Raw genomic sequence first — 12847 nt, forward strand, 5'->3', positions numbered from 1 at the left:
TTTGCAGCAGTCAAACAAAAGGGCGCCGTGGCGCCCTTTGTTGTTTCTGGTGGTGGTGTCGGATTACGCGGCTGCGCCGCTAATCCGACCTACGCGCATGCACATGGAGCGTAGGTCGGATTAGCGGGGCAACGCCCCGCGTAATCCGACAACAGTGTTGGCCGCCAATCTAATCAAACGCCCACGTGTACAGCACGTCCAAGGCATTGTTCGTGCCCGTCTGGAATTGCAGGGTGATGCGGCGGTTCAGCTTATAACGCAGCTTGACCAGGCTCGTCGCCGTGCTCGTGCCTTGCTCGAACGTCAGGTAGGCGCGCGAGGATAGCCGTTTGCCGACGGTGACGACCGTGCTTTCCAGCCCCTTCGCCTGCGACAGTCCCACTTCGTCCAGGCCCAGCGAATTGGCCAGCTTGCCTTGCAAGCCGCCGCCGGAGCCGCCGAAGAGGGCGCCGGCCGCCGTCGTCAAGAGGGCCATTTCATCGCCGGCCGCCGTTTCCGCGCCGTGGCCGAGGATCAGCCAGGCCAGCTTGTCGCTGTCCGACACGCTCGGCGTGGACACGAGCTTGGCCGTGGGCGCCTGCGCCGTGCCGCGCACTTCCACGCCCGCCTCCACGTTCGTTTCCGACAAGGCTTCGCCTTCGGGACGCTTGCGCACGGCCAGGATATTCAGGGACGGATTGTCGTAGGCGCCCGTGAAGGCGATCAAGCCCCGTTCGATCGACAGCTTCTGCCCGTAGGCCGCGTACTGGCCGCTGGTGACCTTGATGCTGCCCGTCACGCGCGGCGCGGCGCGGTTGATGACCCTGGCGCGCACATTGCCCGCCAGGTCCGCGTCGATGCCCATGCCGCGCAGGTGGAAGGCGTTGCCCAGGTCGAACTCGAGGTCGATATTCAGGGGTAGTGCAGGCGCGTCCTTGCCGCCCTTGACTTCCTTGCCCAGCACCACGACGTCGCTGCTTTGCGTCGGCGTGTCTTGCGGCGCCAGTTCGATCAGCGCGCGGTTGGCCTTGAACTTGCCCTCGAAGCTGAAGCGCTTGTCGTTGCGCACGAGGGTGCTGTTACCCGACAGGATCAAGGTGCGGTCGGGGCGCGACAGCGCTTGCAGGCGGTCGGCCATCAATTTCAGTTCCAGGCTCGCCTCGCCATTCGCAAAGCGTACCCAGCCATCGGCCTGCACCTTGCCATCGCCGCCGTCAAAGCTCAGGCGCTGCAGTTGCAATTGGTCGCCGGCCAGCTTGGCTTGCAGTACGCCGTTGCGCAATTTCAAGCCCTGGTCGGCCCAGTTCACGAGCAGCTTGCTGCCGTTGATGTCGCCATTCAATTGCGGCGCGCCGATGGTGCCGCTGCCAGCCAGCGCGATTTTCAGGGCGCCGCCCAGTTCCAGGCCCGGCTGGCCCGTCAGCGGCGCCAGCCACGCCAGTGTATCGATATTGGTGGTGCCCGTCAGCGAGAGGGCGCTGTCGTTGCTGATGCGCCCGCCCAGCATTTGCACGGTGGCATTGATGTCGCTCTGGCCCGCGCGCGCACCGTCGAGTTTCACGGCCAGGCGCAATTGCTGGTTGGCCACGTCGATGCGTGCATCGAGGGTGCGCAAGCCCAGCGCCAGCGGCTGTTCCACGCCGACCGTCACGTCGCCTTTTTCTCGGTAGATGTGCAGCATGCCGGCCAAAGACGGGTCTTTCTGTTTGGCCGTCGGCACCTGCATGTCGAGCGACCATTGCGCGCCCAGGGTCAGGTCGCTGCGCGCATTGGCTTGCAGCGCGGGGACCACTTGCGCCAGATACGTCAGCGCCACGCCGGCCGCCTGGCCGGAACTGGTCCAGCGGGGACCGTTCTTGACGAGGCTTTGCATGGTGATGCTGCCCGCCGGCAGCTTGATGACGGTATTGCCCACACTGATCTGCTCGGGCTGGCCCAGGCCCGCCACGCCGCTGCCGGCAGGACCGGCCACTTTCACGGGCACGGGCGCTTGCAGCACGAGCGCATAGCGGCCCTTGTTTTGCAGGCTGTCGATGGTGCCCGTCCAGCTGGCGCCGCTCTGGCTGCCGCGCACTTGCACGGTGGCGTCGAAATCGTCATTGCGCGCCGCCAGGCTCACCGTATGGCTGCCGCGCGTGCCCGTCGTGCCCAGGCGGGCGCTGGCCAGTTTGAAGGTGGGCGTGCTGTAGCCCGTGATCTCCAGGCTGCTGACCATGGGGTCGAGCGTGCCCTGGCCGGCGCCCACGCTGGCGCTGCCTTTGACGGCTTTCAATTGCTGGTCGCCAAAGAAGGTCAAGTCCTTGCCATCCAGGGTCAGCTGCGCGGCGGGCGCGTCCATCTTGCCCGAGACGGAACCGGCCGCATGCAGCACGCCGGCAAAGCGGGGGCCCAGGGTCGACAGTTGCGGCGCATCGAGTTTCCACGTCAGCTGGTCCGTGGCGCCACCGAGCGCGCCCTTTGCCAGCAGGCTGTTCGGCCCCAGGCGCAATTCCGTATCCACGCTGTCGATGCGTTTCGCGTTGGCCGACAGCTTGGCGTAGCCGGCCAGCGGCGCGTTTTGCAAGGTCGATTCGCTCAGGGCAAGGTTCAGGGCCACTTGCCAGTCGCTCGTCAGGCGACCGCTGCCGTTGAAATCCGCATTGACGTTGCCGTTGGGCAGCGATGCGCCAAACGCGGCCGGGTTGATCTTTTGCAGGGACCCCGTCATTTTCAATTCCGCTTGCTGCTTCGGCCCCGTCAAGCCCACTTCGCCGCTGGCGTGGATGGCGCTGTCCGGCGCGGGACGCTTGCCGCTGGTGAGGCCTAATCCTTTTGCATCGGCAACAAAGCTCGTGCGCGGCTGCTGCATGGTGCCTTGCACCACGCCGCTGGCCAGTACCGTGCCCAGCAAGTCGCCTTGCAAGGCGGAAAGTTGCCTTGCATCGACGTTCCAGTTCAGCTTTTCGCCGGCGCCGCCGAAGTTGCCCTTGGCCGTCACGTTGTTCTTGCCCAGCGCCAGCTGCACGTCGATGCCGCTGAAATGGGCCGCATCGGCCGTCAGCTTGCCCTTGCCGGACAAGGGCTGGTCGAGCAGCTTGCTGGGGCGCACGGTGAAGTCCGCATTCGCCAGCCACTGGGGTGCCACGTGGCCATACGCGCGCACGTCGAGATTCAGGTCGGCCACGGGGAAGGCGCCGAAGTCGGCGGGATTGAGACGGCTGGTGCTGGCCACGGCCTTGAACGGTTGCTCGTCCTTCAGGCTGATCTGGCCCGTCGCATTGACGCTGCTTTTGCCCGCTTGCAAGGTCGCCTTGCGCAATTGCACGAGCGAGTCGGCCAGGGTCGCTTCCACGTCCAGGCGCAGCTTGGCTTCGCCGAGCTTGGCGCGCAGCGTTTGCGTCTTGCCGTCGCTGTCGAGCACGATGTCGCCGACGATCTTGGTACTGTTGATGCTGCTGTATATGTGCTGCAAGTCGATCTTGTCGGTATGCAAGGTCAGTTGCGCATTGCCGATGGGCGCGTCGGCCGCGTCACGGTTGAGCTTGCCGCTACCCGTGAATTTGCCCGCATTGCCGAAATCGATGATGGCCGATTCGAGCGTCGTGGCCGTCAGGGTGCCGCCCAGGCGCGCCTCGAACTGGCGCAGCGGCAGCTTTTGCTGGTCGATGGGACCCGGTGTGGCGTGGTTGAGGATGGCCAGCTTGCCCGACACGGTTTGCGCGTTGGGACGCGTGTCGATGGCGGCGTCGAGTTCCAGGCTCAGGTCCGCCTGCGGCAAGGTGGCGTCGAACTTGCCCGGATTGATGTTGCGACCTTGGATGCTGGCTGAGCGCAGGATGATGACGGGATCAAACGGCGCCAGAGCCAGCCGGGCATCGGCCGTGGCCGCGCCCGCGCTGCCCTTGGCCGTCACGTTCAGCACGTTCAAGTCGCCGCCCAGCTGCAAGGCGAGGGCTGCGGGCTTTTCGCCGGCGGCGGCGGTGAGCTGCGTCAAGCCGGCCTTGCCCGACAGTTTGAATGGCTGCGTGGCGGCTATCGTCGCGCTGGCCGTCGCCTGGCCGAACGGCGTCACGCCCGACGCGTCTTCCAGCTGCCATTGCGACTTGTCGCCCGACAAGGTGAAATGGATTTTTTCAAACACCGTGTTGCCGCTCGGGCTCACCAGGGTCACCTTGTCCAGGCGTGCGTCGGCAATGCCGATCTTGAACGGCGGGGCCAGGCTGGCGGGCATGGTCGACGGTTCCTCGGACGGCGCCGTGCTTTCCACGGACAGGCTGGCCACGTGCAGTTCGCTGATGGCGATGCCTTCCGAGAAGAACTGGAACGGCGACCAGTTGATGTCGATATTGTCGGCCGTGATGTGCTGCGTCTTGCTGCGGTAGCTGACGTGGCCCAGGTGCATGCGCTTGTACAGCGAGCCGGACACGCCCGACACTTCGATTTCGCCGCCGCTGGCGCTGGCCACTTTTTGCACCAGCATCTGCAAGGTCGATTCGCGGCCCAGGAACCAGAAGGCGCCGCCCAGCAGCACGGCCAGGCTGGCGACGGCGATCAGGAGGTAGCGTAACCAGCGGCGCGGTTTTTTCGCCGGCGGTGGCGGTGCGGCGTCGTGGGACTCGGTAATAATATCGGACATCAGAAAGTGAATCCCAGAGAGAAGTGCAAACGGTAGGCGTGGACGGCGTGGCCATACGCCACGTCGACATTGATGGGGCCGACGGGACTCTTGTAGCGCCCGCCCAGGCCATAGCCCGATTTCGGCGTCATGGCCGCTTTCACGGTGTCGGCCGCGTTACCGGCGTCATAGAAGGCGGCGACGGCCCACTTCGGCTTGAACCAGTACTGGTATTCGGCGCTGCCGGTGAGCATGTAGCGCCCGCCGACGGTGGCTTCGCCTTCCTTCACGCCCAGTTCCTGGTAGGCATAGCCGCGCACGGACTGGTCGCCACCCGCGCGGAACAGGTAGACGGCCGGCACGCCGCGCTTTTCCTTCGAGCCCAGCGCGCCCATTTCGCCGCGCACGATCAGCTCGCCTTTTTCACCGAGCGGACGGTAATACACGGCCTTGCCGGCCACGCGCACGAAGCGTTCGTCCGTCAGCAGGGGCAGCAGGGCGCCGCCCACCTGGGCATTGATGACGTAGCCCTTGGTGGGGAACAGCAGGCTGTCAAGGCTGCGCTTGGTGATGGCATAGGTCAGCGGCAAGCTCTTGCTGCGCGTCTGTTCCAGGCCCACGACGGTCTTGTTTTCGCTGAGGAACTCGAACGTCAGGCTGCGCTCGAGGTTGGTGCCGCCCCAGTTGCGCTTGGCCGAAATCGTGGTGACGGCCGTGATTTCGTTGGAAATATCGCTGCGCTCGAACGAGGCGCCCGCGCTGTCGTTGTAGCCGCGCTCGGTCGTTGGAAAGTAGAAATTGGCGTGCGCCGCCTGTTTCTTCGTTTCCATCGTGAGGGCGCTCTTGAAGCGCGTGCCCCACACGTTCAGGTTGTCATAGTTGAGCTGGGCGCGGTTACCCGTATTCGTACTGAAACCGAGACCGGCACTGACGTTCTGCTGCTTGTTTTCCGTCACGCGCACGACCAGCGGCAGCTGCGGCGCGGGGCCGCGGTTGGCGGGCTTGGCCTCGGGCGCGGCGCCGGCGGCCTCGGCTTGCTGGTTTTCCTGGCCCGCTTCGATCTGTTCGTTGAGGATGCTGCTCATGTCGGCGCTCACTTCCACGCTGGCAAAGTAGCCCGTGTCCTGCAGGCGCGCCTGGAACGATTGCAGCGCCGATTCGCTGTAATAGTCGCCGGGACGTATCTTGTCGAGGTTGCGGATGATGCTGGCGTCGTAGCGTTTCAAGCCTTCGATGCGCAGCTCGCCGAAGCGCAGTTCGGGGCCGCTGTCGAGCACCACCAGCAGGGAGACCTTGTGCGTTTCCGGGTCGACCACGGCTTGCGTGTCGACCAGCTGGGCGCGCGGGTAGCGCGTCTGCACCACTTCGCGCAGCAGCGCGCGCTTGGCCGCTTCCCAGTCGGACTGGCGAAACACGCTGCCCGTCTTCAGAGCCCAACTGCGCTTCAGCGCTTCGGTATCGTAAGGCTCGCTGGCGGCCAGCGGCGGCGTGGGATCGAAGCCGCGCAATTCCAGCTCGACCTTGTCGATGGTCGCGGGCGGGCCCGGGTCGACGTCGACGATGACGACGGGTTTGGCGCCCGTCGTATCGACGCGCACCGTGACGACGGGCGTGTAGTAGCCGGCCGTGGCGATGAGGTTTTTGGCCTCCTCGGGCGTAGCGCGCACGAGGCGCCGCAATTGCTCGCGGTCCATGCGCGGGTTGCCGCGGAAGCGTTCCAGGTCCAGGTTTTTTTCAAGCAACTCATCGAGGTCGCCGGGTGCGTTGACCTTGACCTCGTACTGCAGCGGGGCGGGCGCCGCTTCGGTGGTGCTGGCGCTCTCTGGAGCAGCATCTTGCGTGGCCTCCTGTGCGGCGGCATGGGCGGCAGGAAATAGCAAGATGGCACCGCCGGCGGCCGCCAGTGTCAGTTGCCCCATTACTTTTGCCACTACTTGTGCCAAAATTCGTGGTCGTATCGCCTTGCCGGCAGCCGTATGCCGTATGGGTCGTGCAGAAAACATGGTGCTCCAGATAAGTAAATGCTGACTGCATGTTACCGGAATAGGTAAACTGATGGCGGACGAATAAGTATTTTTTGCACAGGGAATCATGTTTCCCCGCGCGCTTGGACAGAATAAAACTGAAAAGAAAGAAATTATGTTAGCAACGGACTCCGCACTGGTGCTCTTTAGCGGTGGACAAGATTCCACCACCTGCCTGGCCTGGGCCCTCAAGCACTATAGCCGCGTCGAAACCATCGGCTTTGACTATGGCCAGCGCCACGCGATCGAACTGACCGTGCGTCCCGGCGTACTGGAACAGATGCGCCAGCAGTCGCCCGAGTGGGACAGCCGCCTGGGCCAGGACCACATGATCGACCTGTCGCTCATTTCCGCCATTTCCGATACGGCCATGACGCAGAACGTCGAGATCGTCATGCAGGAAAACGGCTTGCCGAACACCTTCGTGCCTGGACGTAATTTGCTGTTCATGACGGTGGCCGCCACCGTGGCCTACCGCCGCGGTTTGACGGTGCTGGTGGGCGGCATGTGCGAGACGGATTTCTCAGGCTACCCGGATTGCCGCGACGACACGATGAAGGCGCTGCAAGTGGCGCTGAACCTGGGCATGGACACGCGCTTGAAACTGGAAACGCCGCTGATGTGGCTGGACAAGGCGCAAAGCTGGGACCTGGCGGAAGACCTGGGCGGCCAGCCGCTGGTCGACCTGATCCGCAGCGGCACGCATACCTGCTACCTGGGCGAGCGGGGCCAGCTGCACGACTGGGGCTATGGCTGCGGCACTTGCCCCGCCTGCGCCCTGCGCGCGAATGGCTACCAGCAATACGCTGCGAGAAAAGCGGCAAAGCTGGCTGTCAAGTAAGCAGGTTGCGCCGTTTCTTCAAGCGGCGCGGCGGGGAGGCCAGCCATGCTGTGGTTTTTGCCACAGGAGCGTCTTGCCATGAAATCCCTCTTTGCCGCGCTCTACGGCCCCGTGTTCTGGGCCGGCTTCATCGGCGCCGCCGCTTGCCTGATCGCGGCGTGCGACCATTCTCTGTGGGTCTTGCCGCCCTTGCTGCTGCTGGCCCTGCTCACTTCCTTTCTTGCCGAACGTTATCTGCCGTACGACGGCGCGTGGAACGACGGTCACGGCGACGGCTGGCGCGACAGCCTGCATGCGCTCGTCAATGAAGCCCTGTACCTGCTGGGACTGGCTGCTTTTCCCCTGCTGGCCGGACACCTGGCGCTGGGCGCATTCTGGCCAGCCCAATTACCGTTCTGGGCGCAGCTGCTGCTGGCCATCCTCATCGCCGATTGCGGCATCACCCTCGTGCATTACCTGAGCCACCGCTATTACTTTCTGTGGAAACTGCATGCCGTGCACCACAGCGTGCGGCGCATGTACGGTTTCAACGGCTGGATGAAACATCCGCTGCATCTGCTGCTGGAAGCGACGGGCGGCATGCTGCCCTTGCTGCTGCTCGGCGTACCGGAGAAGGTCATGGCCGTGCTGGCGTTTGCCGTGGCGATCCAGCTGTTGCTGCAGCACGCGAATGTCGACATGCGCATGGGGCCGCTGCGCCACGTGTTTGCCTGGGCGCCCTTGCACCGCTTTCATCACATGAAGTACGGCACGGCCGGCGACGTGAATTTCGGCCTGTTCTTTACGTGCTGGGACCGCTTGCTGGGCACGGCGTTTGAGGCGCCCGGCTACCGCATGCGGGGCGAAGACCTGGGCATCGGCAGCCGTCCCGATTATCCCGTCGCTTATGGACCGCAGCTGCTGGAACCGTTCCGCGCGGAAGAGGGCGTGCGCGCGCCCGAGCTGCCGGCCGGCTTGCGGCAGGCGCTCAACCGTGCCATCAATCGAGCAGCTTGACGTCGAGCTGGCGCAAGCTGCGGTCGGCGCGCACGCCGAACAGGCTGCGCATGGTGCGCGAAAAATGCGCGGCATCGGCAAAGCCGGCGCCGTGAGCCGCCTGCGTCAGGGTACTGCCGAGCAAGATGAAACGGATGGCCAGGCGCAAGCGGCGCCACAGCACCAGGCGTCGCACGGGCAAGCCCAGCTGGGCACTGAACAGGCGTTCCAGCTGGCTCAGCGACAAATGCGCGGCCTCGGCCACGGCCGCCGCGCTGACCTTGCCCGACAGCAGCGCATCGACCTTGTCCAGCGCCCGCCGCAAGCGGGCATCGGGCAGGTGTACGCGCGGCTGCGCCTGCAGCGCGGCGGCCAGGCTATCGAGGCTGGGTACGCCTGCGCTGGCGGCCGCCGCCAGCAGGGCCGCGCCGCCCAGGCGCTGCGGCTCCGCATAGATGGTCAGCATGGGCGCCGGCGCGGCCACGATGGCGTGCGGACGCAGGCTGTCGACCAGCAGATGCCGCACCGTGTGGACGATGCCGTCGAGTTTGGCCGTGAAGGGCGCGCCCGTGCTCAGCATCAGCTGGTGCGCATAATGGGCGTGACTGTCCGTGGCGCCCGCTGCGCCATGCAAGATGGCAAAGTCCGGCGCCAGCCATAGTGTTCCCTGCCAGCTATCGTGCTGCAAACGCGGCTCCCTGATGATGGATTGCGGGGCGATCATACCAGCGTCGGACGATGGTTTTCATGGCATCGAATTTTCCTGGAGTACACGTCGTTGCACTCACGAAATATATGCTTTTTTTAATGCAATATTCAGCATTGCAAGGGCGCCTGCTGTAACGTACTATCATTCACATCGACTACCGATGGTAATCGTACAGCCCGCTGCCAGCCATATTGCTGGGCGTGTAGCGGTTGGATGTCAGTTCTGTCTGTCAGCCTGTCATGCCTACAAGCGCGTCTTCGTCGTGGTTTGCCCGGCCAGTGTCGCACTGGGTGGGACCGCGCGTGCTGGCCGCGCTGGTGCTGGCGCTGTGCCTGGGATTGACGTATGGCGCCTGGCGCAATGCCCACGACGCCAGCGAACAGCAGGTGCGGGCCGATTTCGATTTCCGCGTGCGCGAACTGGTGGGCAACATCGCCGGCCGCATGCAGACCTACATCCAAGTGCTGCACGGGGTGCAGGGACTGTATGCCAGTTCGCAGGAAGTCACGCGCCGCGAATTCCACGCCTATCTGGCGGTGCAGCAGGTGGACCGCCACTTTCCCGGCATCCACGGCATCGGCTACCTGCCGCTGGTACCCGGCGCGGCCCTGGCGCGGCACGAGGCCAGCGTGCGCGCGGACGGTTATCCCGGCTATGCCGTGCGTCCGGCCGGCCAGCGCGCCTGGCACGCGCCCATTACCTATCTGGAGCCTTTAAGCGAGAGCAACCTGCTGGCCTTCGGCTATGACATCTGGTCCGAACCCGTGCGTCGCGCCGCGCTCGAGCAGGCGCGCGACACGGGGCAAGCCGCCATGACGGGCAAGATCCACCTCGTGCAAGATGGCGGCAGCGCCCAGGCGCATGGCTTCCTCGTCTTGCTGCCCGTGTATGACAACGGCTTGCTGCATGGTACCGTGGCGCAGCGGCGCGCCGCCCTGCGCGCCTGGGTGTTTGCGCCGTTCCGCATGGGCGACCTGATGGCGGGCGTGGGCGGCGAGAGCGCGTACCAGCTGGACCTGGAAATCTATGATGGCGCGCAAATGGCCGAGGCGGCCCTGATGTACGACAGCTTGCCTGGCGGCATGTCGTCCGCCGCGTCGGACAGCCTGGTGTCGCTGCAAGTGATCACCATCGCCGGCCGCCCCTGGACCTTGCGCGTGCGCGCCATGCCGGGCTTCGATGGCGAACTGCTGGCGCGGCCGCGCCTGGTGGCCTGGACGGGCTTGCTGGCCAGCATCGTGCTGGCGCTGGCGGCCTGGCTGCTGGCGGCGGGCCGTGCCCGCGCCCAGGCGGCGCTGGCGCGCTCGAGCGAGCTGACCGGCCAGCTCGAGCAGGGGCAAGCGAGCGTGCTGGCGATGGCCGAGGCGGCGCAGCGCAGCCAGGCCATGCTGCGCAGCATCCTCGATTCGACCATCGACGGTATTCTGGTCGACAACGTCGATGGCCGCATCTTCACGTCGAACCGGCGCTTCCGCGACCTGTGGCAAGTGCCTGACGCGCTCGACTGGCAAGCCGATGGCGCGGCGCTCGTGCGCCATGTGGAAAGCCAGCTGGAGCAGGCGGCGCCTTTCCTCGGGGCACGCGCCCACGCGCCGCACGGCCACCGCGAGCGGCGCGACGTGCTGCACCTGCGCGATGGGCGGGTGGTCGAGCAATACGTGCGCAGCATGCAGCTGGGTAATGAACAGGCGCGCTTGTGGACCTTCCGCGATATCAGCGAGCGCAGCCAGATGGAGCGGCGCGAACACACGCGGCGGCAAGTGCTGGAAATGCTGGCCACGGGCGCGCCGCTGGAACGGGTGCTGGAAAGCGTGGTGCTGAGCGTGCAGGCCGACCATCCCGCCATGCTGTGCAGCATCTTGCTGCTCGATGAAAGCCGCCACCGCCTGGTGCTGGGCGCGGCGCCCAGCCTGCCCGCGTTTTTCAACCTGTCCAGCCATGGCCATGACCTCGACACCTTGCAGGGCGTGCACGGCATCGCCGCGCAAGCCGTGCGCGACGGCCAGCGCGTGATCGTGGGCGACCTGCATGCCGGTGCGCAGGAAACGATGGAGCTGGCATACCGGGCCCAGCTGCAATCGTGCTGGGCCGAGCCCGTGCGTGGTGGCTCGGGCAAGCTGCTGGGCGTGCTGATGGCGTATCACCGCCAGCCGACCTTGCCGGGCGCGGCGCATCTGGCGCGGCTGAGCGAGGCGGCCCACCTGGCCGGCATGGCCATCGAACAGGCGCAGGTGGCGCTGGCCCTGCGCGCCGGCGAAGCGCGTTTCCGCAGCCTGTACGACCATGCGCCTGTGGCCCTGTGGGAACAGGACTGGTCGGCCGTGCGCGCCGCGCTCGATGCCCTTGAGCAAGCGGGCGTGCGCGACTTGGGCGCCCACTTCCAAGCCAATCCGGACGCGCTGCAGAAGCTGGCCGGGCTGGTGCGCATCATCGATGCGAATGGCGCCGCGCTGGCGCAGGTGCGCGCCAACGAGGATGACCAGCGCCGCGGCGCCTTGAGCCTGGCGCAGAATTTCGACGACAGCGCCTTGCCCCGTTTCGGCGATGCGCTGCTGGCGCTGGCGGGCGGCGCCCACCTGTTCGAGTGCGAAAGCAGCTTCGTGCGTCTCGATGGCGCGGCGCGGCAAAATGAATTGAGCCTGCTGGTGATGCCCGGCCATGCGGACAGCCTCGATTTCGTCATGGTGTCTTCGCTCGATATTACCGAGCGCAAGCGCATGAACGCGGAACTGCTGCAACTGGCCACCACGGATTTCCTGACCGGCTTGCCGAACCGGCGCCACTTCATGGCGTCGCTGGAAAACGAGCATGCCCGCTTGCAGCGCGAACTGGCCAGCTCCGCCAGCGTGCTGATGCTCGACATCGATCACTTCAAGCGCGTCAACGACGAGTATGGCCACGCCGTGGGCGATGCCGTGCTGCGCCACCTGGGCGCGCTGATGTGCCAGGCGCTGCGCAAGGTCGACGTGCCGGGGCGCGTGGGCGGCGAGGAATTCGCCATCTTGCTGCCGGGGACGGATCTGAGCGCCGCCGCCGTGTTTGCCGAGCGCTTGCGCCGGCGCGTGGCGGAAAGCTCGCTGACCACCGATGGCGGCACGGTGATCACCATCACGGTAAGCATCGGCATGGCCGCCATGGCGGGCACCGATGCCGATTGCGACGCCGTGCTGGCGCGCGCCGACGAGGCGCTGTACCGGGCCAAGCGGGGCGGGCGCAACCGCATCGAACAGAATGATGGCGGCGGCGACGGCGTGCTCAGCAAGTTCATGGCCCAGTGATTACAGGCTGTGCTGACGCGCTTGCGTCTGCTTGCGGTTGCGGCTGACGATCAGCCAGATGATGGCCACGGGTATCAGCAGCGGCAGCAGCACGGGCGTGCTCAGCGCGAGCGCCAGCACGACGCACAGGGCCACCACCGCAATCAGCACGACACCCACGCCGGCCAGCACCACGCCCGCCACGACGGCGGCGCACACGACGGCAATGGCCGCGACCAGCAAGCCGCCGCCGGCAAACACGAGACCGAACAGCCACTCGAGCGGACCGTCGACATCGTCGCCGTTGAACTGCATGTGCATGTCGCTGCCGGCTATCTTGTCGAGGAACAGGCAGGCCAGCATGACGATGAGGACGAAGGTGAGCAGTTTTTTCATGGTAAGCCTCGCAGTGTGGGGATCGGGTGTTGCATGGTCACACTGTAGGGGCGCGCCCGGCTTGCCGCCAGC

Annotated in this window: 7 protein-coding genes; 3 read left to right on the top strand and 4 right to left on the bottom strand. The window is 65.7% G+C overall.

Translation table 11 applies throughout. The annotated features are described in order from the left end of the window. Nucleotides 1-169 precede the first annotated feature (169 nt). Entirely contained in the window at nt 170-4594 is a 4425-nt protein-coding gene (locus tag CLU90_RS21315; protein WP_100428865.1) for a translocation/assembly module TamB domain-containing protein, read from the bottom strand. Further along, entirely contained in the window at nt 4594-6492 is a 1899-nt protein-coding gene (locus CLU90_RS21320) for an autotransporter assembly complex protein TamA (protein ID WP_100428866.1), read from the bottom strand. Before CLU90_RS21320 ends, CLU90_RS21315 begins: the two co-directional genes overlap by 1 nt. Before the next feature lie 220 nt (nt 6493-6712). Here CLU90_RS21320 and queC point away from each other — a divergent pair, with 220 nt between their 5' ends. Continuing rightward, nucleotides 6713-7438, top strand: coding sequence for a 7-cyano-7-deazaguanine synthase QueC (queC, locus tag CLU90_RS21325; protein ID WP_100428867.1), 726 nt, complete (start codon nt 6713-6715; stop codon nt 7436-7438). Between the two features lie 78 nt (nt 7439-7516). Beyond that, nucleotides 7517-8434, top strand: a complete 918-nt coding sequence (locus CLU90_RS21330) for a sterol desaturase family protein (protein ID WP_100428868.1) — start codon at nt 7517-7519, stop codon at nt 8432-8434. Here the strand turns inward: CLU90_RS21330 and CLU90_RS21335 are convergent. After that, nucleotides 8418-9137, bottom strand: a complete 720-nt coding sequence (locus CLU90_RS21335; protein WP_100428869.1) for a helix-turn-helix domain-containing protein — start codon at nt 9135-9137, stop codon at nt 8418-8420. The genes CLU90_RS21330 and CLU90_RS21335 overlap by 17 nt on opposite strands. 224 nt (nt 9138-9361) lie before the next feature. Between CLU90_RS21335 and CLU90_RS21340 the strand changes: the two genes are divergently transcribed. Then, nucleotides 9362-12400: a sensor domain-containing diguanylate cyclase gene (locus tag CLU90_RS21340; protein WP_232731287.1), complete on the top strand. Its 3039-nt coding sequence runs from the start codon at nt 9362-9364 to the stop codon at nt 12398-12400. Here CLU90_RS21340 and CLU90_RS21345 read toward each other — a convergent pair whose 3' ends face one another. Continuing rightward, on the bottom strand, nt 12401-12775 hold the full coding sequence (locus CLU90_RS21345; RefSeq protein ID WP_092718565.1) for a hypothetical protein: 375 nt from the start codon (nt 12773-12775) through the stop codon (nt 12401-12403). Between the last annotated feature and the right edge of the window lie 72 nt (nt 12776-12847).

The sequence above is a fragment of the Janthinobacterium sp. 67 genome (assembly GCF_002797895.1).
Classification (GTDB): domain Bacteria; phylum Pseudomonadota; class Gammaproteobacteria; order Burkholderiales; family Burkholderiaceae_D; genus Janthinobacterium.

Bases quoted from the DNA above. Each gene is read 5' to 3' on its own strand.
- CLU90_RS21315 (WP_100428865.1), bottom strand. From the start codon at position 4,594: ATGTCCGATATTATTACCGAGTCCCACGACGCCGCACCGCCACCGCCG.
- CLU90_RS21320 (WP_100428866.1), bottom strand. From the start codon at position 6,492: ATGGGGCAACTGACACTGGCGGCCGCCGGCGGTGCCATCTTGCTATTT.
- queC (WP_100428867.1), top strand. From the start codon at position 6,713: ATGTTAGCAACGGACTCCGCACTGGTGCTCTTTAGCGGTGGACAAGAT.
- CLU90_RS21330 (WP_100428868.1), top strand. From the start codon at position 7,517: ATGAAATCCCTCTTTGCCGCGCTCTACGGCCCCGTGTTCTGGGCCGGC.
- CLU90_RS21335 (WP_100428869.1), bottom strand. From the start codon at position 9,137: ATGATCGCCCCGCAATCCATCATCAGGGAGCCGCGTTTGCAGCACGAT.
- CLU90_RS21340 (WP_232731287.1), top strand. From the start codon at position 9,362: ATGCCTACAAGCGCGTCTTCGTCGTGGTTTGCCCGGCCAGTGTCGCAC.
- CLU90_RS21345 (WP_092718565.1), bottom strand. From the start codon at position 12,775: ATGAAAAAACTGCTCACCTTCGTCCTCATCGTCATGCTGGCCTGCCTG.